Here is a 24285-nt window from a genome sequence, read left to right on the forward strand (position 1 = left end):
TAAAAATTGACGTTTCACGTTGTTTGTTTCGTTCAGTTTTCAAAGAACTACGTTGTCGCTCACAAGCGACTTTATTAATATAACATTTTGTTATATTTTCGTCAACAACTTTTTTTAATAAGTTGTTTTTCGTTTGTTTTGCTTGTTACCTTTCGTGGCAACGGATATAAATATACCAGTTTAATTATTAAAATGCAATAGTTTTTCTAATAAAATTTTTAACTTAGTAAAAAAGTATAAAAACAGCACATTTCTTCTATATAAATATAATTTCTCGCACCATCAAGATCTATTATACCCACGCAACTCATACTCAAATAAAAAAAGCTTTGGAGAAATCTCCAAAGCTTAGTCTTGTTTATGACGCATAGCAGGGAATAATAATACATCACGAATAGATGGTGCATTTGTTAATAACATAACTAGACGATCAATACCGATTCCTAATCCACCCGTAGGAGGCATACCGTACTCAAGAGCTTCGATATAATCATCATCCATCATGTGAGCTTCGTCATTACCTTGCTCACGCTCTTTTAATTGAGCTTCAAAACGTTCTTTTTGATCAATTGGATCGTTTAACTCAGTGAATGCATTTGCATGTTCACGTGCAACGATAAATAACTCGAAACGATCTGTGAATCGTGGATCTTCGTCATTCTTTTTCGCAAGTGGCGAAATTTCTACCGGATGACCGTAAATAAATGTTGGTTGAATTAATTTATCTTCTACTTTTTGCTCGAAGAACTCATTAATGATATGACCAACTTCCATTGTATCCTTAATTTCTACATTATGTTCTTTTGCAAGCTCACGCGCTTCTTCTACACTCATCGGAGTCCAGAAATCCGCTCCAGAGTGTTGCTTAATTGCATCTACCATATGAAGACGTGTCCATTCTGGTTCTAGATTAATTTCATAATCACCATATTGGATCGTTGTTGTACCCAATACTTTTTTCGCAATATGAGCAACCATATTTTCTGTTAGTTTCATAATATCATTATAATCAGCGTACGCTTCATATAATTCAATCATCGTAAACTCAGGATTATGACGAGTTGATACACCCTCATTACGGAATACACGGCCGATCTCATAAACTTTTTCTAATCCGCCCACAATAAGACGTTTTAAATGAAGTTCAATTGCGATACGCATATATAATTCCATATCTAACGCATTATGATGCGTAGTGAAAGGACGAGCAGATGCTCCACCCGCAATCGCGTGCATCATAGGCGTTTCTACTTCAAGATAACCGTTGTCATCTAAATATCTTCTCATTTCACGAATGATTTTACTACGAGTAACAAATGTTTCACGACTTTCCATACTTGTAATTAAGTCTAAGTAACGTTGACGGTATCGTTGTTCAACATCTTTTAATCCATGGTATTTATCCGGTAATGGACGAAGAGATTTCGTTAAAAGCGTAAATCCTGTTGCTTTTACTGAAAGTTCTCCAACGTTTGTTTTGAACACTTTACCTTCAATACCTACTAAGTCACCTAAATCTGCTGTCGTAAATAACTCGTACTCTTCATCTCCAACAGTATCTTTACGAACGTAAATTTGAACTTGTCCGTGTAAATCTTGAATGTGTGCGAATCCAGCTTTTCCTTTACCGCGTTTTGTCATAATACGACCAGCGATAGAAACCGTGATTTCCTTCTCTTCTAATTCTTCTTTAGAGAATTCTCCATATAGACTTACTAAGTCGGTTGTTGAATTTGTGCGTTCAAATCGTTTACCGAACGGATCGATTCCTTGCTCACGTAAATTATGTAGCTTTTCACGACGAACAAGCAATTGGTCGTTTAATTCTTCGTGGTTCATGTTATCCATGATATTGATATCACTCCAGCTCTATTAATTTTTACAATATATACAGTATAGCATTTTCTACTCAACTAGAAAAACTGCCAGCAACTAACTGGCAGTTCTTCTTTCTTTCACGTAATTATAGGAAGTGTGTAGAAGAATGTCAATCTTCTCCGTCCTCCTTATTAACCAACGTAAATTGTTTGTTGTTTCGCCTCTACTTCTTCTACAAATGCACCTAATACATTCGCAAGGTCTTCACGCGTGTTGCAAGTATTGATACCATTACGCACACTCGCATTACCACGAACACCTTTTAAATACCAAGCCGCATGCTTTCTCATCTCTCTTACAGCAACATTTTCGTTTTTTAAATCGATAAGACGATCTAGATGCAACATACATACATCAATTTTCTCACGGACTGTTGGTTCCGGCATTAATTCACCTGTCTCTAAATACTTTACCGTACGATAAATCATCCATGGATCCCCAAGAGCTGCACGACCAATCATAACACCATCTACACCAATCTCATCAAGCATACGCTTCGCATCTTGCGGTGTTTCGACATCACCATTTCCGATAACCGGGATATTCACAGCTTGCTTTACTTGTTTAATGATATCCCAATCTGCTTTCCCTTCATACATTTGCACTCGCGTACGTCCGTGAACCGCCACAGCTTGTCCGCCAGCACGCTCAACAGCTCTAGCATTTTCTATTGCGAAAATATGTTCTTCATCCCAACCGATACGCATTTTAACCGTAACCGGCTTTTCAACAGCATCTACAACCGCTGCTACCATTTCGTATATTTTATTTGGATCTAGAAGCCACCTTGCCCCCGCATCACATTTAACGATTTTCGGTACTGGGCAACCCATATTAATATCAATAATGTCTGCTGTCGTATATTTATCTACGTATTTCGCAGCATCTACAAGCGTTTCTTTCTCTCCACCGAAAATTTGTAAACTTAATGGTTTTTCTCTTTCATCAATATATAACATATCTAATGTTCTTTTGTTATTCAGTAATATTGCCTTATCACTTACCATTTCAGCACAAACTAAACCTGCACCAAATTCTTTAACTGTTAAACGGAATGCAGAGTTACACACTCCCGCCATCGGTGCTAATACAACCGGATTTTTCATTTCAATATTTGCAATCTTTAACAATCAACCTACTCCTTCCTGCACAGTCACTTTGGCATTAATTCATCTATCGAAACATTTAACGCCTTAGCAACTTCTACTACAAAATCTTGAGAAGGCGATCGATTCCCTCTCTCAACTTCACCTAAAACAGATACTGATACCCCTAATTCTTTAGCAAAACCTTCTTGCGTGTAGCCTTTTAGCTTTCGAAAAGCACGAATGCGTCTTCCCCATTTTTCTGCTTCCATACCGTTACTCCCTCTCGCCTTTTCATTTCTTCTACTTGTGAACGTGAAATGTTTTGTTTTATATCCTGATTAATCTCTAACAACGGAACGATAACAAAAGCTCTTTCGAACATCCGCGGATGCGGAACAATAAGATTCTCTGCTTCAATATTCTCTTGATTATAAAGTAAAATGTCAAGGTCGATAGTCCTCGGCCCCCACCTAATTTCCCTTTTTCTTCCTAGGTCATTTTCTACTTTTTGTGTTACTTTCAATAATTCTTGCGGTGATAAATTGGTAGAAATTTTTATAACTAAATTTAAAAAACAACTTTGATCAGTATAGCCAACTGGATCAGTTTCATACACTGACGAAACATCATCAACTTGAATATACGGACTTTTATTTAAAAACTGAATGGCTTCAGTTAAATACGTATAACGCTCTCCAATATTTGACCCTAATGCAATGTACGCTATATTATTCATGGACGTTCTCTCGTAATTTCTACTGCTACAGCGCGATAATGGCCCGGTATCGGCGGATCTGGTTTAATCACCTTAATTGTACACCGTGAAATACTTTTATATTGCTTTAATATATCTGCAGCAATATTTTCAGCGATACTCTCCACAAGCTTATACTTTCTATCCTCAACAACTTTTCTACATAATTCGAAAAGCTCTCCATAATTGACCGAATGCTCTAAGTCATCACTTTCCCCTGCACGCTTTAAATCCAACTCCACCGTTAAGTCAACTTTAAATCTCTGACCTAATCTATTCTCCTCTGGAAACACACCATGATAACCATAAAATTCCATATCATGGATATAAATTTTATCCAATTACCTTACCCCCTTACCAATCATCGCATCCATCATTTTAGCCATACGCGCCATTTCTTTCACATCATGGACACGAACAAACTCACAACCCTTTTCAATACCAAGACAAACAGTAGCTCCCGTTCCCTCAAGGCGTTCCTCTACTGGCAAATCTAATACGTGCCCAATAAAGGACTTTCTCGAAGTACCTAAGAGAACCGGATAACCTAGCACATTTAACTGTTCTAAATTACGCATCGCCTCTAAGTTCTGCTCCGGTGTTTTAGCAAAACCGATACCTGGATCTAAAATAATATTCTCATCTCGCACACCAGCATTTTTAGCAATTTTAATACTGTCATACAAATCAGCAATCATATCCGCCATTAAATTACGATAATTCATATTATCACGGTTATGCATTAAAATGATGGGTACATCATAATGGGCTGCGACTTCAGCAATTTTCGGCTCCGCCTTCGCCCCCCAAATATCATTAATAATATGAGCACCAGCCTCAATTGCTTGCTTTGCAACTTCAGCTTTATATGTATCGATAGATATAGGTAATTTTACTTCTTTTGAAACTGCTTGAATCATCGGGACGACTCGCTTTATTTCTTCTTCTACTGATACTTTAGCAAAACCTGGGCGAGTAGATTCGCCACCAATATCAATAATATGAGCACCTTCACCTTGCATTTCTTTTGCGTGACGTACCGCAGCATCTACCTCGTTGTAACTACCACCATCAGAAAACGAATCTGGTGTTACATTTAAAATCCCCATAATTAATGTCTTTTCATTTAAATTCAATGTATATTCGCCGCAGCGTAAATCATAATCCCACTTCAAACTACACATCTCCTCTTCGTAATTCATTTCTGCTCCATAATTTCTCTCTTTGCATTCCATAAAGGTACATTAAACTTTTTGTAACCACTCCTACTTTACCCGGGAAATCCTGCGCTTCTATACGATAAAGCGGAACAATTTCTTGAATAGAGTTTGTTACGAAGACTTCATCCGCTGAAAGTAGCTCATCTTTTGTAAAGAAACCTTCCTTTACTTCTATATTTAATTCTTCAGCACTCTTTATAATAAACGCACGAGTGATACCATTTAAAATACCTGTCTCTAACGAAGGTGTATATAAAACATCACCTTTCACAAAAAATAGATTCGAAACAATACCCTCTGCAACATAACCTGCTTCAGTAAGGAAAATACCTTCCTTGCTCACAACATTTCCAATTTCACGCTTACCTAAAATATTATTTAAATAGTGATGAGACTTCAGGCGAAATGTCCCTTCCGGTGTATTTCGCACTTGTTTTAAAATAACACCTTCTTTTTCTACTACATCTCCTGGAGCTGTTAAAGGTTTTATAAAAACAATAACCGAAGGCTCTTCGTATATTTCCGTTTGTAATCCTATTTCATCTATACCCGCCGATACATTAAAACGTACATATGCATGCTTCAATTCATTCTTAGCGAGTAAATCTTTCAAAATAAGCATCACATCATTTTTTGTCATTGTCCATTTAATTTGCAATGTATCCAGCGCCTCTATTAAACGGTCATAATGATCATCCAATAAGAAAGGATGACCATTATAAATACGAAACGTTTCAAAAACTCCAAGACCATATAAATAACCATGATCATAAGGGGAAATTCTCGCTTCACTTGCTTCTACATACTGACCATTTACGTAAATTAACATAATGTCGCACTTGGACTGTATTTACGAATGAAATTCTGCAATAACTCTTTCCCATGAGAAGTCATAATAGATTCCGGATGGAATTGCACACCCTCTATCGGCAATGTCTTATGACGAAGCGCCATAATTTCCCCTTCCTCCGTCCAAGATGTTACCTCTAAGCAATCTGGTAACGTCTCTTTCTTAACAATAAGGGAATGATAGCGCGTCGCAGTAAACGGATTAGGAATATCCGAAAAAATCGTCTTTCCATCATGATGCATAAGCGAAGTTTTCCCATGCATTAATCGCTCTGCACGAACAACCTCTCCACCAAACACTTGTGCAATAGATTGATGCCCTAAACAAACTCCAAAAATCGGAATCTTCCCCGCGAAGTATTTAATAACTTCCATACTAATCCCCGCTTCATTAGGACTACATGGACCTGGAGAAATCATTAGAAAATCTGGTTTCATATTCTCGATATCTGAAATCGTCACTTCATCGTTACGTTTAACAACGAGCTCTTGTCCAAGTTCTCCAAGAAACTGCACTAAATTAAATGTAAAAGAATCATAATTATCAATCATTAATATCATTTCTCTCACCTAACCGTTTCTTCGCTACGTTCTTTTGCACGCCATAAAGCAATCGCCTTTTTTAACGACTCTTTATATTCATTTTCCGGATTTGAATCAATTACAATTCCCGCCCCCGCTTGTACATGAGCTTTTCCATCTTTAGCAAGAAGTGTTCTAATTACAATATTCAATTCTGTATCTCCAGAATAACCAATCCAACCGATTGAACCTGTATAAATCCCTCGGCGAACAGGTTCTAATTCCTCAATAATTTCCATTGTACGTATTTTCGGGGCACCAGTAATTGTTCCACCAGGGAATACAGCCTTCACTAAATCAAAAGCATCTTTATCTTCTTCCACCTCACCACGCACATTAGAAACAATATGCATAACATGTGAGTATTTCTCAATTACCATAAATTCATCTACTTCTACAGTGCCATATTTACAAACACGCCCTAAATCATTTCTTTCTAAATCCACAAGCATTACATGCTCTGCTCTTTCTTTTTCGTTCTCAATTAATTCTCTTGCTAATTCTTCATCCTCTTGCTCATCCGCGCCTCTAGATCTCGTTCCAGCAATTGGTCTTGTACTTACTTCAGTTCCTTGTTTCTTAATTAACAACTCTGGCGATCCACTAACAATTTGAAAATCCCCAAGCTCCAGGTAACCCATATATGGAGATGGATTAATTTCACGAAGACTTGTATAAATTTCTAGTGGATGCGTTTGTAAAGTTCTTTCTTGTCTCGTCGACAAGTTTACTTGGAACACATCACCCGCCCCAATATATTCTTGAATACATTCAACTGCCTTCATAAAGCTTGCTTCAGTAAAAGCAACTGCTTCACTTTTCTTTTCAGGACTTTCAAAAGGCACGGTCACTTCAGGCGCTTCTGTCGCCCAAAGACTCTTCCACTCATTTAACCGTTCTTTCGCCTCTTCATATTTATCTACATAATGCGTAATAACCCATAACACTTGTTCTTTTTGATCATAGACAAATACGTCATCAAATAATAAAAAGAAGATGTCAGGTATATTAATATCATCTTCCGCAAGAGAAGGCAGCTTTTCAATATAACGGATACAGTCATAACTGAAATAGCCAATTGCACCACCTTGAAAAGGCGGGTACTCTGGATTGTAGTCTGTTTTCCATTTCTCCATATATTCTTGCATTAAATCTAATGGATTCCCTCTTTTTATTGTTTCCTTACCGCTTTCACTTATATGTAACTTTTCACCCTTCCCTTGGATTACCGCTACCGGGTTTAAACCCACTATGTTATAACGACCGCCACGTCCACTTTCCAGCAAAATATGTTGCGTCTTATCCTGAGAAAGAAATTTATATTGCTTAAAGAAATCTAACTGATATGGAATAGAAAGCGCTAAAGATTTTCTTCGTTGCATATCAACACCCCGTCTTCTTTTATCCCACCCTCTTAGATGAACCAGCTCCAACTACATAAGTTATTTATATAGAGATTGATTATACTCGAAGGCTAGTGAAAATAATTTAATTATACTACCTCTTATTTTACATGAAGTTTTCTAGTCATTCACTCTTTTCCTATTTCCAATCCAAAAAGAAAAAGCATCCTTTTTCAAGGATGCTTTTTCAATCGCATTTAATTATGATTCAAATTGATAAAGTGGTGTACTTAAATAACGTTCACCGTTACTCGGGATAATAACAAGTACCTTTTTCCCTTTACCTAACTTTTTCGCAACTTCTGTTGCTGCATAAATAACTGCGCCTGAAGAGATACCAACTAAAATACCTTCCTCTTTAGCCACTCTTCTCGCATATTCAAATGCTTGCTCTGTTTTCACTTGAATAATTTCATCATATACTTCTACATCCAACGTCTCCGGAACAAATCCCGCCCCAATTCCTTGGATTTTATGTGGACCTGGTTTCCCACCAGATAATACTGGTGAATCTGCAGGTTCTACTGCATAAATTTTAATATCTTTATACGCTTCCTTCAGCACTTCACCAGCACCAGTAATCGTTCCACCTGTACCAATACCTGCAATAAACGCATCTAATTGTTCGCCCATTTGTTCAATAATTTCTGGACCTGTTGTTAAACGGTGAATTTCTGGATTTGATTGGTTTTTGAACTGTTGTGGTATAAAGTAGCCATGCTCTTTCGCTAATTCAGTCGCTTTACGAATTGCTCCACCCATCCCTTCAGGACCTGGAGTCAATACTAATTCAGCACCGTAAGCACGTAATAAATTACGACGCTCAATACTCATTGTTTCTGGCATTACTAAAATTGCATTATATCCTTTAGCAGCCGCTACCATCGCTAAACCAATCCCTGTGTTACCACTTGTTGGCTCAATGATTGTATCGCCCTCTTTTAACAATCCCTTTTTTTCAGCATCTTCAATCATAGCTAGTGCAATACGATCTTTAACGCTACTCCCTGGATTCATAAATTCTAGTTTTAAGTATATATCTGCGCTGTCTGATTCTACGATGCGGTTCAACTTAACGATCGGCGTTTTCCCGATTAATTCTGAAACTGATTGTGCCACTCGCATTCCTGTCACTCCTAACACCGAGTATTTTTATTGGTTTTATCTATATTTAGATTTTGTCAGAAAATTCCCTGTTTGTCAATCTATTCGGAGGGTTAATCCCCTTATTACAAATTCTCAATTAAATTTGTAATATCTTCTTTAGAGAACTTGTATCGTTCATTACAGAAATGACAATGAACTTCTGTTTCTTCTTCTTCTTCACGAATTTGCTCTAACTCTGTTTTACCTAAACTAATCAACACACTCTCAATACGTTCACGTGAGCACGTACAATTAAATTGAACATCCATTGTTTCTAATACTTTTACTTTATCTTCTCCAAGGACTGCATATAGTAGCTCTTCTGGAGAAAGACCTTGTTCGATCAATGTTGATACAGGCGGGATTTTTTGCAAACGATCTTCAATGAATGAAATTGTTTCTTCCTGTGCGCCCGGCATAATTTGAAGGATAAATCCACCCGCCGCTAATACGCTGTCATCTCCATTTACAAGTACACCCACACCAACAGAAGAAGGCGTCTGCTCAGAAACTGCGAAATAATACGTGAAATCTTCCCCTAGTTCTCCCGAAACGATTGGAGATTGACCGATAAACGGCTCACGCATACCAATATCTTTAATTACTGTTACAAACCCTTCTGTACCTACCGCTTGATATACACGTAATTTCCCTTGTTCCGTTCCTTCAAAATCAACATGTGGATTCGTTACGTAGCCACGTACATCTCCATTTGCATGAGCATCTACTAAGATAGGGCCAATCGGACCATTACCTTCTACCTTAATCGTTAACTTTTGATCACCTTTTAACATCGCACCCATCATTGTACCTGCAGTTAAAGAACGACCAAGTGCCGCCGAAGCTGTTCTCCATGTATCATGACGTCTTTGTGCCTCACTTACTGTATTCGTTGTACGTACACTATACGCACGTACTTCTCCATCAAACGCTAACGCTTTTACTAAATAATCTTTCATACTTATTTATTCACCTTTCTCATGCTGTAAATTTGCATTACGCTCATATAACATATACAAGCCTTTTAACGTTAAAAATGGATCTACAATATCAATTACATTCGATTCTTCTGAAATTAATTTCGCCAATCCACCTGTTGCAATAACTTTCGGTTCTTGTTTAGCTTCTTCTTTCATACGCTTAACAATACCTTCCACTTGTCCTACATAACCATAAAGAATGCCTGATTGCATCGCACTTACTGTATTCTTCCCAACAACACTGCTCGGTTTTGTAATTTCAATACGAGGAAGTTTTGCTGCCCTACTATATAAAGCCTCTGCTGAAATCATAATTCCTGGCGTAATAACTCCACCCATATAATGCTTTTCTTCATTAATATAACAATATGTAGTAGCCGTACCAAAATCAACAATAATAAGTGGACTTCCATACAATTGGATTCCCGCTACTGCATTTACAATTCGATCTGCGCCTACTTCACGTGGATTTTCATATTTAATATTTAGCCCCGTTTTTATTCCAGGCCCTACTACAAGCGGTTTAATTTTAAAATATTTTTCACACATACGTTCTAAAGCGAACATAATTGGTGGTACGACTGAAGACACAATAATACCTTTCACATCTTCAAACGAAAGACCCTCATGATCAAGTAACTGTTTTACAAGCATTCCATATTCATCTTCTGTCTTATGACGATCTGTTTCCATGCGCCAATGCTGACGAAGTTCCCCCTCTTCAAACACGCCTAGTACAGCATTTGTGTTCCCTACATCCAATACAAAAATCATATTCTCACCACTTATCTTATTTAATCTATATTTGTGTAGTATGTATAAAAACTTATAAAAACATCATATCACACATACTTATATAATCAGCTTTCCTATCCTCATCATTTTACAAAAAGATTGCTCTCTATTTCAATTTTTAATACTAGTTTTACTTAAATTACTTTATCCACTAAGCCCTTAATAGTAATTAACAAAAATCTTAACAAACAAAAAAGGAGTGACGATAGTCACTCCTTCATTTCTTACTTATCTTCTTTATCTTCATCGTCTTTCTTCATATTGATGTTTACTTTCACATCATCTGAAGATGTTGGACGCTCAGGTAATCTGCCATAATCATATAAATGATTAATTTGCTCTGCGTCTAATGTTTCTACTTCAAGTAACGTTTTCGCGATAATATCAAGCTTATCTCGTTTTTCAGTAAGAATATGTTTCGCACGAGCATAACATTCTTTAATAATTGTTTGCATTTCCACATCAATTTCATGTGCGATTGCATCACTGTAGTTTTGTTCTGAATGGAAGTCTCTTCCTAAGAATACCTGACCACCTTGTGAGCTACCAAATTGCATCGGTCCAAGCTTATCACTCATACCGAATTCCGTAACCATACGTCTTGCAATACCAGTTGCACGTTGGAAATCGTTGTGAGCACCTGTACTTGCTTCACCAAATACAATCTCCTCAGCTACTCGACCACCAAGTAAACCAGTGATTTTATCAAGTAACTCTGGCTTTGTCATGAAGTAACGATCTTCCTTCGGAAGCATTACCGCATATCCACCAGCCTGACCACGAGGGACAATTGTTACTTTATGAACGACATCAGCTTCATCAAGAACAACACCAATTACAGTATGGCCTGCTTCATGGAAAGCAACGATATTACGTTCTTTTTCAGAGATAACACGACTTTTCTTAGCTGGACCTGCAATAACACGATCCGTTGCTTCATCGATATCACTCATGTCAATCTTCTTCTTATCTCGACGTGCAGCTACTAAAGCAGCTTCGTTTAATAAGTTTTCAAGATCCGCACCAGAGAATCCTGGTGTACGAGTCGCAATTGCTCTTAAATTAATATGCTCATCAAGCGGTTTATTACGCGCATGTACTTTCAGTACAGCTTCACGGCCATTTACATCTGGACGATCTACTGTAATTTGACGGTCAAAACGACCTGGACGTAATAACGCTGGGTCAAGAATGTCTGGACGGTTTGTCGCAGCAATGATAATAATACCTTCGTTTGCACCGAATCCATCCATTTCAACAAGTAACTGGTTCAATGTTTGCTCACGCTCATCATGACCACCACCAAGACCTGCGCCACGTTGACGACCTACTGCATCAATTTCATCAATGAAAATGATACAAGGAGCATTTTTCTTTGCATTTTCAAATAAATCACGTACACGTGATGCACCGACACCGACAAACATCTCTACAAAGTCAGAACCACTGATAGAGAAGAATGGAACGCCAGCCTCACCTGCAACAGCACGTGCTAATAAAGTTTTACCTGTACCTGGAGGTCCAACTAATAGGACACCCTTCGGAATACGGGCACCAACTTCAGAAAACTTACGAGGGTCTTTTAAGAATTCAACTACCTCGACAAGTTCTTGTTTCTCTTCATCCGCCCCAGCAACATCTCTGAAACGAACTTTTTTCTTTTCATCATTATATAACTTCGCCTTACTTTTCCCGAAGTTCATAACACGGCTACCGCCGCCTTGAGCCTGGTTTAATAAGAAGAAGAATAAAATGAAGATGATGACAAACGGAATGATTGAAGTAAAGAATGTTACCCAAGCACTTGTTTCTTCTGCTGGTTGATACTTAACTTCGGCACCTTTCGCTTTATCATTGATTTTCTTTTGTAATTCCTCAGTATTTGGTGCATAAGTAACAAATTGTTCTCCTTGGCTAGAGTTATTGAATTGTCCTTTTACCTCAAATACACCATTTTTCGGTTGAAGTTGCACATTACGCACTTCACCGCTTTCTAGTTTAGTAATGAATTTGTCGTAGCTAACTGATGTCGTTTTTTGTGTCGAACCATTAAAATAGCTCACGATTCCAATTACTACTAAGAATATCAGTAAATAAAAGATGGTATTACGGAAGATACGATTCATTCCTAACCTCCTCTCACGGCATAAACACTATAGTAAATCGTAACATAGAAAAACTTTCCTATACAATTGTAAAGCCTGTATTTAATTAATTTGAGTAAACGCTTGGTTTTAATACGCCTACATAAGGAAGATTACGGTACTGCTCTTTATAATCTAATCCATATCCTACTACAAATTCATGTGGAACAGTAAATCCAACATAATCCGCTTTCAGATCAACCTTACGGCCTGTTGGCTTATCTAATAATGTAACAATTTTTACAGACTTCGCTTTACGATATTTGAATAAGTCTACTAAGTAGCTTAGTGTAAGACCACTATCAATAATATCTTCGACGATTAAAATATCGCGACCTTCTACAGAAGTATCAAGATCTTTTAAAATTTTCACTTCGCCTGTTGAAACTGTAGAGTGACCATAACTAGATACAGCCATAAAATCCATTTCAAGATATGTATCTGTTCTCTTTAATAAATCTGCCATAAATGGCATTGCGCCTTTTAATACACCAATTGCAAGAGGTACTGTGTTTTTATAATCCTCTGCAATAACTGCACCTAGTTCGCGCACCTTTTCTTGTATTTGTTCTTCAGAAATTAATACTTTTTCGATATCTTGATTCATCATTTCATTATCCTCCCGGAAGACTCCTTGCTTTTGTAGTGAATGATCATATATTTACCCTTCTTTGCCATCTCTTTCGAAATTGCAAATGCAGATCGCTTCAACAAGGGTACCCAAATAATGTTCCCACTTGCATCACAAACGACCGGCCATTCTTCTCTTTTTTCTTTTGGTACTTTCGCTTCGATAAAAATAGCTTTTATCTTTTTCGTGCCATCCATACCTTGTATTGACATGCGATCTCCATTTTCCCTAGAACGAATACGAAGTGGATATGATATATCATTATACTTAGCAACAAATACTGTTTCATTCATGTTACTTGGTATATCTTCGCTCACCTCTGTTACAAATTCATCCCCGTTCAATAGTGTAATGGTCCCGGGTACTGATAAATCTTGCAAAAAAGGAGAGACAATTTCTTGTTTAAATCTAAAGCTACACTCCTCGTATGTGCGAACAATTTTCAAATCACCTGGAAAATCAAGTGAACCTGAAGGTTGTGTCCGCTTAAAAAACTCAATCACCTTGTCAATATGTATAGAAGAAAGAGAAGATGGAATCTTATATTCATAAAGATAGTTTAATATTAGTTGAATCCCTCTTCTTTGTAAAGGCATAGACATGGATTCAAAGGCAGGAATTGATAAGCTAATTTGTTTATCACTTTTTTTTGTAATTACTTTATTCATTTTCTCAAAAGCTAATTCCTGCAAATAAGCCTCATCCTCTTGCATCTGCACGCTAAATTTTTGGAATTTCTCATGCATTTGTGGATTTTCTTCTTTTAAGTGAGGAAGGACATATTTACGTAATCGATTCCTTGTATATACTTCCTTTTTATTACTCGGATCTATACGTGGAATTAAATTTAGCTTATTACAGTAATCAACAATTTCTTCCTTCGTTACCCCAAGTAACGGCCTAATTAAATATCCATTATGAAAAGGACGCTTCACTGCAATTCCTGCATATCCTTTCGGAGTACTCCCTCTTACAAGACGCATTAAAATTGTCTCGACTTGATCATCTCCATGATGTCCAAGAGCAACATATCTTGCATCATATTTCTTCATTATTCTTTCCAAAAATGCATATCTGCATTCTCTAGCAGCAACCTGTGCATTCATTCCGTATTGCTGTTGATATTGTGATACATTAATCCTTATCGTTTCACAAATAATTCCCAGTTCTTCACAAAGGTCCTGCACAAACTGTAAATCCTCATGAGATTCATCACCTCTAAACATATGATCCACATGAGCTACTACAATTTCCAACTGTTTTTCCGCTCTTTTTTCTAATAAATAATATAAAAGGGCTAACGAGTCAGGACCACCAGAAACTCCCACAACAATTGTTGAATCATTCTTTAATACATCATGCTGCTTTACAAAGTCATCTACTTTTTCAACAAATGTATCTTTCAACTTCGCAATCACCTTTCATTAAACAAGAACAGCAACGTTAGTTACCTTGTCTATAATGGTACAACTTTTACAAACATTGTGCAAAAAAAAGATATACAAAAATTACATTTTTATCTTACATCCTCCGTGTATATTCATAAAATCAATAACATTACCTTTTCCCACAAAAAAACCTAGGTATTCACCTAGGTTTTTAAAATCAAATTATAGATAAACATTCCACTTATATTTTACTGCGCCTGCATTCCTACAATCGGAATCGTAGCCCACTTCGGCATATTTTTCTTCACTTTTGCCACCACAATAGTCATATCATCATTTATATAACCATCACAAGAGCGAATCACTTCTTCCATAATGATATCAGCAATTTCTTGCGGGTCTTCGGTTTGCAATTCTTTAATTTTCCGCTTCATCCATAATTCATGATTCTCTACATGCTGCGCGCCTTCAAAAATCCCATCGCTCATCATAATAAGGATATCGCCCGTTTTTAATTGTTCACCCACCACATCAACTTCAACATCTTCGATGATTCCCATCGGCAAATTACTTGCTTCAATTTTCAAAATATTATTCGCGCGTTTAACAAAACTCGGCGTTGATCCAATCTTTAAAAACCTAGCACTCGCATCCCGCAAATCTACCATAGCTAAATCTAATGTTGTAAACATCTCTTCTGTCGTTCTCAAAGAAAGGATTGAATTGATAGACTTAATAGCTATTTCTTCATCAATACCCGATTGGAGTATTTTTTGTAATAATTTCACCGTTTCCTTACTTTCCATATGAGCTCTTTGCCCATTACCCATACCATCACTAATCGCAAGTGCGTATTTACCAACACTTAAATCCATCATCGCATAAGAGTCACCCGAAACAAACCCACCGCCTTTTGCGGCTGTAGCCAATCCTGTATCAAGAGAATACGTCTTCGCCGAACCAAATGATATTAAACTGTGACCATTCGGATAAGAAGACTTTTCTTCATGTTTAACGACAATATTTTCTTTAAGGATATCCGAAAGCATCGGTGCAACTAACTTTTCACATTCACCATGTTCATTAGATGCAACTGGAATCAACATTTCAATATCAATACTTCCTCTATCTAAACAATAAATATCAACATGCTCTACTTCGACACCAAAATCACGGAACGCTTGCATAATCTGCTCTTCCTGCACTTGATGATTTTCACGCTCTCGTTGTATCTCCTTAGCAAAATCTTCCATAACTTTTGATACACCTAATAGTTGCTCCGCTACTATTCTACGATTTTCCTTCATTTGTTTTCGCAATTTTTGTCCCTCATAGAAGTGATCTAATTCACCCGCTACTAAATCCGTCACTTTTTTCCCTCTCACACAATGCTTGTCCCACTCACGAACTAATTTACGATTATGTTGCAGGGTTCCTTCTTCCGTTTCATTCATTATTTGTTTCATATAATCGTACGTTTTATCGAAATTCACTACCCAGCATTGATCCTTTTTAAAGCACGTTTGACATGTTTTCGCAGTAATTGTACTCAAAAACAAATCTGCTTCTGTCTCTTTATCTTCTTCCTCTACATACCCATATACAGAAAAACTATTAGATAAAGCAGCAAATACATTTGCGAATTGGTTGATTTTGTTCGCTGTAACATCACGCATCCTTCTTAAATATTGTTGTTGATCTTGCGAATGCTCTTGTGTACCTGGCATAAATTTAGCAATACGATCCAAAACAAGCTTTGGCGTTAATAAGAAGATAGCAATCGCTACACCTGACTCAATTAAAGTTGTTACAATATTTGTCTGCTTGTCTACATATAATGTAATTAAGCTTGTCCCTATTAATAAACCTAAACTAACACCTAAACGCTTCCCTTCTTTTAACAACCCACCAAGTAATCCAGAAAAAGCGAGAAGGCTAAGCTGAGACAAACTAGACACATTTGCTAAACTTAATATCAATCCTGTTACGACCCCCACTGTAGATCCTGTAGCAGCACCCGCAATAAATGCAAATACTAGTACTAAATACCTTGTAAAAATATGTTGAATAGAAGCATCATATACAAACCAATCTGTTGTACCCGTTAAAACAGATGCTAGTAATATAATCAAACAAACAATTTCTTCTGTCTCTAAAGCCTGTTGTTTTCCTTTCCTTTCCACTAAAAGCGGGACACTTTGTAAAAATATCATAGTTAATACGAAACTAAGCCCAGCCTCAATGGTACTAACGAGTAAATCGTACATGGTGACAGTTTGTTGCGCAAAATATACAACAACTAAGTGTGCGGTTAATGCGGAGATAAATACTTGAAATGGAACAAGTCCAACGGTTTTACGTGTAAATCTACTAAAGAAGATATTATAAATGAAGAAAGTAAAGATAGATGCAAAAGTAAAAAACAAATTATCTATCGAGACTGAAAGAGCTCCTCCCATTAGAGCTAAAAATGCTAGCGGCATCTTATCCCGCTTCATAACATAAACAGCAGCAAAAAACGGTAGTGCAAACGGTAAAATATTTGTTAATATATATGCTCTTCCCAAAAGAAAACCAATAACAACAATAATAAATCCCCATCTAAAGAAAACTTGTTCGAATTTCATTCGCAACTTACTCGTCCACTTTATTCCTCCAAGCTGACTCTCATTCATTGCCAATGCACTTGTATTCATAGTATTCCTTCCTGCTTTAGGCATATTTTTAACACCACCTGCATAGTTTAATTACTGTCATTATAAAAGATGATTGTTGGGATTTTTGTCAAAACAACAGTTTTCACTTTTATAATCGTTCGACTTTTTATTCGAAATAACTCTACAGATATACACGGTATGTAAGTTATCCTTGATTTTTTAATTAAATATTCAGAAAATATAGGGTGATTTTGTAGAAGTGTTGTATGTCTTAATCCATTTAACAAAAAAAGATCATGCAAATTTGCATGATCTTTTTAGATGACCCGTACGGGATTCGAACCCGTGTTACCGCCGTGAAAGGGCGGTGTCTTAACCACTTGACCAACGGGCCGTTAAAATAAATATAGCGGCGGAGGGGATCGAACCCCCGACCTCACGGGTATGAACCGTACGCTCTAGCCAGCTGAGCTACACCGCCATGTCGTCTTATTTAACGGACAATTAGTATCTTACATCAGATATTATTTAAAGTCAACACATCTTGAAAACTTTTTTAAAATATATTTTCACATATAAAAAAGCACCCTGAGCCATCACTCTGGGTACCTCTCTATATGTTAAAAACTAAACGCCTTATTATCCGCGACGTGCGCCACGGCCACCACGTTTAGACTCTGTGTTACGCTTTAAAGAAGTTAAACGATCTTCGCTATCCTTTAAGAAGCGTGCCATCTTTTGCTCAAATGTTTCTTTTGGAGCTCGGTCGTTACCGCCACCACGATTATCTCTGTTGAAAGAGCGATTATTACGTTGTGGACGTCCAGAACGTTGTTGATCACCACCGCGTTGGTATTCACCGCGTGGACGATCTCCTTCTGTTTTTTCACGTTCTTTCGCTTTTTTGATAGATAAACCAATCTTTCCATCTTTTTCAACATTAATAACTTTTACTTCTACTTGGTCGCCCACTTTTAAGTGATCGTTAATATCTTTTACATAGTTATCAGCAACTTCACTAATATGAACAAGACCAGTTAAGCCTTCTGGCAGCTCCACAAAAGCCCCAAAATTTGTAATACCTGTTACTTTACCCTGTAACTTGCTGCCTACCTCGATTGACATAAAAAAAATGCTCCTCCTTAGTGGTTAAAAAGTCAAATTTTACTTTATTATATATAATCCTAAAATATAGTGTCAATAAGACATACTCTACTTCGAAACAGGAAAAATTATCTCCCCTTTACCAGAGAAGAAATAATCCCTTCTAGCAATCTTTAATACGTACTCTTCATCATTTAACTTTTGAACTTCGTCTTTTAGACTTTTTTCTTTATTCGTTAATGAATCCAGTTCTTTTTTCATGTCCTTAACTTTTGCTTCTTTTGCTTTAATGGAACTGTTTTGTTGATAAAACGTTACACTAATACTCGCAATAATTGTAAAAGTAAAGACAAGAAAAACCGCTAAACGGCGATAAAGTCGCTTCCTGTTCTCATCCGTTTGTATTATATGCTCTTTAACAGGATTTGGACTCTGTTTTTCGATTGTTCTTTGTCTCAGTTCCCTCATTTCCGAGGTCCCCCTAACTTCTTTTTTATACGCTCCCATATTTGGAAGATATGTCCCTTCAATTTTGCTATATATTGCAGGAACCCTATATGTTTCACTATAAAAAGTTTAACACGATTAGGGAGAAGTTTCCATATGAGCGAAGCAATAAATCGAACAGGCCAGAAAAAAACTTTCCATATGAAAAGTAATATCCAAATCACAATTTTCCATAACACATGTCCAATTGAAAGCAGTATACGAAATAAGAATAATATAAATGCAATAAATAGCTGCGCTATAATAATAACAGGTTTTATCATGAGTAGCTGTATAATTCGAACAAAAAAATATGTTGTTTGCATAAAAATATAGATGAGAAAATTTAACAGCTTCATGTATAGTGCTTTCAGTAAGCTTTGATATGCCGCAAAACCACATAACAATGCCAAAAACACATATATACGTAGTTCAGCTTCATTTACGAGAAGCAATACATAAAAGACGAATAATGCTTGGACAATCCAAAATAATATATCTTGTATAAATACAAGCCAACGTTTACGTTCTTGGCGCTTTAAAAAACGTTGATATGTATCTAAAGACGCTCCAATCCAAGCACCCATTCCAATCATTGAAAGCATTGTATACAACTGAATTGTTAGACTCATTTAAACAACTTACTAAAGAAACCTTTAGTTTTTTCTCCTTGATTTTCATCAATATACAGCATCTCATTAACTTTCCCTTTAATCGACACAATACCTTTTTCTACATCTAAATTTTTCATTTGTAAATTTTGACCACGAATCGTTAAAAAACCCATTACGGTCTCTAGCAAAAACTCTTCGCTATCAAAACTCTCTACCTGCTTCACACCGGTAATATCAATTATACGCCTGCCACGCATAATAATGTCATGTTCTACAGAAACATTTTGTTGATTAGAAGACGTAGGTGAGTAACCATTATTCACGTAAATCCCCCCATAGGTTTTTACTAGCTAATAGTAATGTATGAGGGGATACATAATTTTAGAACAAGCCTTCTTCCGCTTTTACTTTTTCTTCACGAACTAAGCTATACATATTTGCTGCATCTTCTTTTTTAGTTGTTTCTTTCAATTCATTTATTTTTACAGTCACTATTTTTTGACCAAAACGAATTGTTAATTCATCAGCTACTTTCACATCAGAACTCGCTTTTGCCACTTGACCATTAATAGATATTCTTCCTTGATCAGCTACTTCTTTCGCTAATGTTCTTCTTTTAATTAAACGTGACACTTTTAAAAACTTATCTAGACGCATATCAAATCCCCCTATTAACGCTCTGTTTGTTTCGCTTCTTCCCATAAAACATCTAACTGTTCTAATGATAAATCTTCCATCTCTTTATTCATTTCAGCTACTTTTGCCTCCATGTATAAAAAACGACCAGTAAATTTCTCATTAGTTGAACGTAACGCCTCTTCTGGATCTATTTTATAATGACGGGCTATATTAACAAATGCAAATAGTAAATCACCAAACTCACCTAGCATCTTTTCCTCATCCATGTTTGTAACTTCTTGCTGGAACTCTTGCCATTCTTCCAAAGCTTTCTCTATCATCGGCTGCACATCAACCCAATCAAATCCAACCTTACCAGCTTTCTTCTGAATTTCAAAGGCGCGTAGTAACTGCGGCAAACTTTTAGGAACGCCATTTAAAACAGATTCTTTCACGAATCCTTTTTCTTGTTTTTTAATTTCTTCCCAATTGGCAATCACTTCATCAGCATTGTTTACATCCGTATTTCCAAATACATGTGGATGGCGACGAACCATTTTCTCAGATAGAGTTCGAATGATATCATCTATAGAGAACCAACCTTCATCTTCTCCGATTTGAGCATGAAGCATAACTTGTAATAATATATCACCTAATTCTTCTACTAAGTGATCATCATCCTCTTCATCAATTGCTTCCAACACCTCATAAGCTTCCTCAATTAAATATTTCTTTAATGATTGATGCGTTTGCTTTTTATCCCACGGACAACCATTTGGACCACGCAGGTCTGCAATAATTTCTCTAAGAACATCAAACTGTTGATACAAGGACGCACGCTCCTGAACAGGTGGCACGTACACACTTGTTAAATTATTCAATTCCGTTTCATGATCTAACATGTACAACGGTACCTTCTTTACTTGTTCAAATGAAGTTCCTGCAGCTGTTACGATATACACTTCATAATCATCTGGCAACATCTCCATTAATGTTAATTTCACATCAGATGCAACGAATGCATCATATACTTGGCAAAAGATTAAATGTTGACGTAATTCTAATTGCCCTCTTTCAAATGATGTAGCATCAAGTAATTGAAATCCTTCAATCGGGTCAATTTTTAGGCTTGCAAACATAGGATCAAGGAAACTTTGTCCACCCTCAATTCGCACTTCAACATTTGAAACGTCTCCTTTTTCCAACAATAGCTGAACTGTTCTTTCTGCTACAAGTGGATGTCCCGGAACCGCATAGATAATTTCTGTACCTTCAGCTTGTTCTAGCAATTTATTCGCAATTGTTTCATATACAATTTCAAACGTATCATGTGCTTCATATACAGCATCAAAAGCCGTATATTGTATGCCTTCTTTCTCTAATTCTTCTATAACCGGATGTTCCTTCGTTCTAACAAACAGATGGTCTGCTTCTTTTATTTTTCGATATACACCCATCGTTAGCTGATCTAATTCACCAGCACCTAAACCTAAAACAGTAATGATTCCACTCACAACCTGTCACCTCTATCCACTCTTCTTCAATGAACCTTCTTTTTTCTCTTGTTTCATAACAGTTCCTAATTCTTTTTTTGTAAATACACGTAATTTTAAAATAAAAAACATATATGTCAATCCGCCGATGGCTACACCTAACAACGCTTCAAGCGTCGCGCTCGCTCTATGTTCCGTATCAATTACTAATCCAGACATCTGCAACACACGCGTGAACATCATTAATACAAATCCCATACAGATACCACTAATTACTACACCTAACATATTTCGCTTATTGATAAGTGACCCTGATACAGCTCTCATAAGCAACAAACTATTTAGTCCAGAAATTATGATTAACGCACATAAAGTCGCTAAGGCTGCCCCTTTCACACCAAAATAAGGCATGAATATATAATTTAACGCTAACTTTAAGCAACCTCCAAATACAACAAATAATGCTGGCTTAAATGTTTGTCCCAACCCTTGTAAAATAGAAGCCGTCGTAATTGACAATGAACTAAATAAAATAGATAAAGATAAAATAGATAAAACATCTGATCCATCACTATTTTCAAACAACATAATATTCGTAGGTTGAATAATACAAGTTAGTCCAATAGCTGCTGCAAATCCAATAACAAATGTTATTTTCATTGCTAACTTTACCTTTTCTTGAATAAAGGAAAGATCTCCTCTTTCCTTCGCCGCTGTAATAATTGGAATAAGTGATAACGAGAAAGAAGTCGTCACAACAGTACCTAATTGCATTAGCGGAATACTTCTATCATAAACACCCTTTAATACTTTTGCACTTTCAGCCTGTTCTCCCGCACCAATAAGTAAAGTGTACAAGGACATTGAATCAGCCATCTGTATAAAAATAAGCACTAAATTACTAACACAAATCGCTAACCCCTGCCAAAAAAGGATTTTAATTATCTTCCTTTTACCCTTAATTCTCGCTACACGTTTAAAAAATATGGAACGAAAATCTCGACGCATATACAACATAAGTACAATAATCCCAATAAGTCCACCCGCAATTGAGCCTAACATAGCCCCTGCACCAACTGTATATAAATCAAATCCGTGAGCAATTAGGAATAGCGATAAAAATACAATAATAGAAACTCTAATTGTTTGTTCTATTACTTGCGAAACAGCCGTTGGCATCATATTATTGAACCCTTGAAAATACCCTCTTGCTACAGACAAAAACGGCATCAATAAGAACGAAAATGAAATAACACGTAGCAACTTATCTAAGTGCATATCGCCCATAGCTATCGCGATTGTTTCGGCCCCAAAAAACAATGTAAAGAAACCTATAAAACCAATTCCTAATAAAAACCAAAAAGATACACAAATAATTTCTTCTGCTTCTTTCTGTTTTCCCCACTCTAGTCGTTCTGCAACCATTTTTGAAATGATAACAGGAAACCCATAAGTAGCTAAAATTAAACAAAATCCATAAAACGGGTAAATTTGTTGGTAAATATAAAAACCAATATCCCCTGCTATATTTTGATATGGAATACGGTAAAAAGCGCTTAATACTTTTGTAACAAAACTTGCAATCGTTAATATAATAGCCCCACGCCAAAAGGCTTGATACTTCTTCGCTTCCATACAAGAAAACTCCTTTTTCTATTCTCACCTCTCGTATTATATCATAAAGAAAAGCACAAACTCCCTTACCACCACGGGTAATACTAGGTCCCTACACGTTAAAAATATTCAACGAAAAAAGGTAGCAAAGCGCTACCTTCATTCAATATACATATATCTCCAAATAATTGATTTCTCAAAAAGAAAGATCATAATTAGGAAAGATTGCTACTTCTAAAACCAATATACCCTTACTGTTCCATTTGTTTCGCTAAGAAACTGGCAGCAGTATTAACCGCTTTATGCTCGATTTCGCTTATAATAGCTTCTTTTGAAAAAATAATGACGGCTCCAATTGGGTCTCCGTTTGCAACAATCGGTCCAACTGTATAAGAATGAACCTTTTCTGTTACACCATCGATAATGGAAATATCACTTTCGTCCGTCATAATAACAGACTTTCTTTCTTCCATCGTTTTTTCGATTAGATCGCCAACACTTTTATTTAAGTATTCTTTTTTCGATACGCCTGATACTGCGATGATAGAATCTCGGTCACAGACAAGCACATTATGTCCTAAGCTGTCATATAAAGCCTCAGCATATTCCTTTGCAAAATCACCTAGTTCACTAATTGGAGAATACTTCTTTAAAATTACTTCTCCATCGCGATCAACAAATATTTCTAGTGGGTCTCCTTCTCGAATACGTAAAGTTCTACGAATTTCCTTTGGGATTACTACCCTGCCTAAATCATCAATTCGACGTACGATTCCAGTTGCTTTCATTCTAATGCTGCCTCACTTTCTACTGATGATCAAAGTGGTGAATTTACCTGTTC

24 protein-coding genes and 2 tRNA genes are annotated in these 24285 nt (G+C 36.5%); all 26 read right to left on the minus strand.

Going from position 1 to position 24285, the window contains the following annotated elements:
* Window positions 1-348: 348 nt before the first annotated feature.
* The 26 genes from lysS to spoVT all read right to left on the minus strand — a co-directional run bounded on the left by lysS (window position 349) and on the right by spoVT (window position 24232).
* Entirely contained in the window at window positions 349-1848 is a 1500-nt protein-coding gene (gene lysS / locus IBT51_RS25765) for a lysine--tRNA ligase (RefSeq protein ID WP_000369686.1), read from the minus strand.
* Window positions 1849-2009: 161 nt separating this feature from the next.
* On the minus strand, window positions 2010-3008 hold the full coding sequence (gene dusB, locus IBT51_RS25770; RefSeq protein WP_000912249.1) for a tRNA dihydrouridine synthase DusB: 999 nt from the start codon (window positions 3006-3008) through the stop codon (window positions 2010-2012).
* Between the two features lie 23 nt (window positions 3009-3031).
* Entirely contained in the window at window positions 3032-3235 is a 204-nt protein-coding gene (locus IBT51_RS25775; protein WP_000387030.1) for a helix-turn-helix domain-containing protein, read from the minus strand.
* Window positions 3187-3702, minus strand: coding sequence for a 2-amino-4-hydroxy-6-hydroxymethyldihydropteridine diphosphokinase (gene folK / locus IBT51_RS25780; protein ID WP_001059456.1), 516 nt, complete (start codon window positions 3700-3702; stop codon window positions 3187-3189). The genes IBT51_RS25775 and folK overlap by 49 nt, the downstream gene beginning before the upstream one ends.
* Window positions 3699-4061, minus strand: a complete 363-nt coding sequence (gene folB, locus IBT51_RS25785) for a dihydroneopterin aldolase (protein ID WP_000358070.1) — start codon at window positions 4059-4061, stop codon at window positions 3699-3701. The genes folK and folB overlap by 4 nt, the downstream gene beginning before the upstream one ends.
* Window positions 4062-4922, minus strand: a complete 861-nt coding sequence (gene folP, locus IBT51_RS25790) for a dihydropteroate synthase (protein ID WP_002103948.1) — start codon at window positions 4920-4922, stop codon at window positions 4062-4064.
* Window positions 4897-5769, minus strand: a complete 873-nt coding sequence (gene pabC / locus IBT51_RS25795) for an aminodeoxychorismate lyase (protein WP_016513295.1) — start codon at window positions 5767-5769, stop codon at window positions 4897-4899. The genes folP and pabC overlap by 26 nt, the downstream gene beginning before the upstream one ends.
* A complete protein-coding gene (gene pabA / locus IBT51_RS25800) occupies window positions 5763-6350 on the minus strand; it encodes an aminodeoxychorismate/anthranilate synthase component II (protein ID WP_000602297.1) in 588 nt (195 codons plus the stop codon). The genes pabC and pabA overlap by 7 nt, the downstream gene beginning before the upstream one ends.
* 5 nt (window positions 6351-6355) lie before the next feature.
* A complete protein-coding gene (gene pabB, locus IBT51_RS25805; protein ID WP_200458875.1) occupies window positions 6356-7753 on the minus strand; it encodes an aminodeoxychorismate synthase component I in 1398 nt (465 codons plus the stop codon).
* 222 nt (window positions 7754-7975) lie between these two features.
* Window positions 7976-8899 (minus strand): cysteine synthase A, encoded by a 924-nt coding sequence (gene cysK / locus IBT51_RS25810; RefSeq protein WP_088022615.1) that lies wholly within the window; start codon window positions 8897-8899, stop codon window positions 7976-7978.
* A 104-nt stretch (window positions 8900-9003) separates the two neighbouring features.
* Window positions 9004-9879, minus strand: a complete 876-nt coding sequence (gene hslO / locus IBT51_RS25815) for a redox-regulated molecular chaperone HslO (protein WP_000656367.1) — start codon at window positions 9877-9879, stop codon at window positions 9004-9006.
* A gap of 6 nt (window positions 9880-9885) precedes the next feature.
* Window positions 9886-10674: a type III pantothenate kinase gene (locus IBT51_RS25820; RefSeq protein ID WP_000578365.1), complete on the minus strand. Its 789-nt coding sequence runs from the start codon at window positions 10672-10674 to the stop codon at window positions 9886-9888.
* 245 nt (window positions 10675-10919) lie between these two features.
* Window positions 10920-12821 carry an ATP-dependent zinc metalloprotease FtsH gene (ftsH, locus tag IBT51_RS25825; RefSeq protein ID WP_001079669.1) on the minus strand — a complete coding sequence of 634 codons (1902 nt, stop codon included), beginning with the start codon at window positions 12819-12821 and terminating at the stop codon, window positions 10920-10922.
* An 85-nt stretch (window positions 12822-12906) separates the two neighbouring features.
* Entirely contained in the window at window positions 12907-13449 is a 543-nt protein-coding gene (gene hpt / locus IBT51_RS25830) for a hypoxanthine phosphoribosyltransferase (RefSeq protein ID WP_000981846.1), read from the minus strand.
* Window positions 13446-14876: a tRNA lysidine(34) synthetase TilS gene (tilS, locus tag IBT51_RS25835; protein WP_000655457.1), complete on the minus strand. Its 1431-nt coding sequence runs from the start codon at window positions 14874-14876 to the stop codon at window positions 13446-13448. The genes hpt and tilS overlap by 4 nt, the downstream gene beginning before the upstream one ends.
* A 230-nt stretch (window positions 14877-15106) precedes the next feature.
* Entirely contained in the window at window positions 15107-17578 is a 2472-nt protein-coding gene (gene spoIIE, locus IBT51_RS25840; protein WP_001123550.1) for a stage II sporulation protein E, read from the minus strand.
* Window positions 17579-17837: 259 nt separating this feature from the next.
* Window positions 17838-17909 (minus strand) — tRNA-Glu (locus IBT51_RS25845).
* Between the two features lie 13 nt (window positions 17910-17922).
* Window positions 17923-17996 (minus strand) — tRNA-Met (locus IBT51_RS25850).
* 158 nt (window positions 17997-18154) lie between these two features.
* The gene (locus IBT51_RS25855) at window positions 18155-18640 is read right to left on the minus strand and encodes a S1 domain-containing RNA-binding protein (protein ID WP_000021451.1); all 486 of its coding nucleotides are present in this window, start codon (window positions 18638-18640) and stop codon (window positions 18155-18157) included.
* A gap of 87 nt (window positions 18641-18727) precedes the next feature.
* On the minus strand, window positions 18728-19087 hold the full coding sequence (gene divIC / locus IBT51_RS25860) for a cell division protein DivIC (protein WP_001208739.1): 360 nt from the start codon (window positions 19085-19087) through the stop codon (window positions 18728-18730).
* Entirely contained in the window at window positions 19084-19737 is a 654-nt protein-coding gene (yabQ, locus tag IBT51_RS25865; RefSeq protein ID WP_000059781.1) for a spore cortex biosynthesis protein YabQ, read from the minus strand. The genes divIC and yabQ overlap by 4 nt, the downstream gene beginning before the upstream one ends.
* Window positions 19734-20042, minus strand: a complete 309-nt coding sequence (yabP, locus tag IBT51_RS25870) for a sporulation protein YabP (RefSeq protein ID WP_001059104.1) — start codon at window positions 20040-20042, stop codon at window positions 19734-19736. Before yabP ends, yabQ begins: the two co-directional genes overlap by 4 nt.
* 58 nt (window positions 20043-20100) lie before the next feature.
* Window positions 20101-20376 carry an RNA-binding S4 domain-containing protein gene (locus IBT51_RS25875; protein ID WP_001234876.1) on the minus strand — a complete coding sequence of 92 codons (276 nt, stop codon included), beginning with the start codon at window positions 20374-20376 and terminating at the stop codon, window positions 20101-20103.
* A 14-nt stretch (window positions 20377-20390) separates the two neighbouring features.
* The gene (yabN, locus tag IBT51_RS25880; RefSeq protein ID WP_000014278.1) at window positions 20391-21851 is read right to left on the minus strand and encodes a bifunctional methyltransferase/pyrophosphohydrolase YabN; all 1461 of its coding nucleotides are present in this window, start codon (window positions 21849-21851) and stop codon (window positions 20391-20393) included.
* A 12-nt stretch (window positions 21852-21863) separates the two neighbouring features.
* Window positions 21864-23465 (minus strand): putative polysaccharide biosynthesis protein, encoded by a 1602-nt coding sequence (locus IBT51_RS25885; protein ID WP_000387594.1) that lies wholly within the window; start codon window positions 23463-23465, stop codon window positions 21864-21866.
* Window positions 23466-23695: 230 nt separating this feature from the next.
* Entirely contained in the window at window positions 23696-24232 is a 537-nt protein-coding gene (spoVT, locus tag IBT51_RS25890; RefSeq protein WP_000648306.1) for a stage V sporulation protein T, read from the minus strand.
* Between the last annotated feature and the right edge of the window lie 53 nt (window positions 24233-24285).

Origin of the sequence: Bacillus sp. S71, from assembly GCF_016625265.1 — a bacterium.
Lineage (GTDB): Bacteria > Bacillota > Bacilli > Bacillales > Bacillaceae_G > Bacillus_A > Bacillus_A cereus.

Excerpts from the sequence above, each read along its gene's own strand:
- spoIIE (WP_001123550.1), bottom strand. The coding sequence starts at position 17,578 with ATGCCTAAAGCAGGAAGGAATACTATGAATACAAGTGCATTGGCAATG.
- IBT51_RS25875 (WP_001234876.1), bottom strand. The coding sequence starts at position 20,376 with ATGCGTCTAGATAAGTTTTTAAAAGTGTCACGTTTAATTAAAAGAAGA.
- IBT51_RS25855 (WP_000021451.1), bottom strand. The coding sequence starts at position 18,640 with ATGTCAATCGAGGTAGGCAGCAAGTTACAGGGTAAAGTAACAGGTATT.
- divIC (WP_001208739.1), bottom strand. The coding sequence starts at position 19,087 with ATGAGGGAACTGAGACAAAGAACAATCGAAAAACAGAGTCCAAATCCT.
- hslO (WP_000656367.1), bottom strand. The coding sequence starts at position 9,879 with ATGAAAGATTATTTAGTAAAAGCGTTAGCGTTTGATGGAGAAGTACGT.
- IBT51_RS25775 (WP_000387030.1), bottom strand. The coding sequence starts at position 3,235 with ATGGAAGCAGAAAAATGGGGAAGACGCATTCGTGCTTTTCGAAAGCTA.
- cysK (WP_088022615.1), bottom strand. The coding sequence starts at position 8,899 with ATGCGAGTGGCACAATCAGTTTCAGAATTAATCGGGAAAACGCCGATC.
- pabB (WP_200458875.1), bottom strand. The coding sequence starts at position 7,753 with ATGCAACGAAGAAAATCTTTAGCGCTTTCTATTCCATATCAGTTAGAT.
- IBT51_RS25885 (WP_000387594.1), bottom strand. The coding sequence starts at position 23,465 with ATGGAAGCGAAGAAGTATCAAGCCTTTTGGCGTGGGGCTATTATATTA.
- folK (WP_001059456.1), bottom strand. The coding sequence starts at position 3,702 with ATGAATAATATAGCGTACATTGCATTAGGGTCAAATATTGGAGAGCGT.
- lysS (WP_000369686.1), bottom strand. The coding sequence starts at position 1,848 with ATGGATAACATGAACCACGAAGAATTAAACGACCAATTGCTTGTTCGT.
- pabC (WP_016513295.1), bottom strand. The coding sequence starts at position 5,769 with ATGTTAATTTACGTAAATGGTCAGTATGTAGAAGCAAGTGAAGCGAGA.
- hpt (WP_000981846.1), bottom strand. The coding sequence starts at position 13,449 with ATGATGAATCAAGATATCGAAAAAGTATTAATTTCTGAAGAACAAATA.
- folP (WP_002103948.1), bottom strand. The coding sequence starts at position 4,922 with ATGAATTACGAAGAGGAGATGTGTAGTTTGAAGTGGGATTATGATTTA.
- pabA (WP_000602297.1), bottom strand. The coding sequence starts at position 6,350 with ATGATATTAATGATTGATAATTATGATTCTTTTACATTTAATTTAGTG.
- ftsH (WP_001079669.1), bottom strand. The coding sequence starts at position 12,821 with ATGAATCGTATCTTCCGTAATACCATCTTTTATTTACTGATATTCTTA.
- spoVT (WP_000648306.1), bottom strand. The coding sequence starts at position 24,232 with ATGAAAGCAACTGGAATCGTACGTCGAATTGATGATTTAGGCAGGGTA.
- yabQ (WP_000059781.1), bottom strand. The coding sequence starts at position 19,737 with ATGAGTCTAACAATTCAGTTGTATACAATGCTTTCAATGATTGGAATG.
- IBT51_RS25820 (WP_000578365.1), bottom strand. The coding sequence starts at position 10,674 with ATGATTTTTGTATTGGATGTAGGGAACACAAATGCTGTACTAGGCGTG.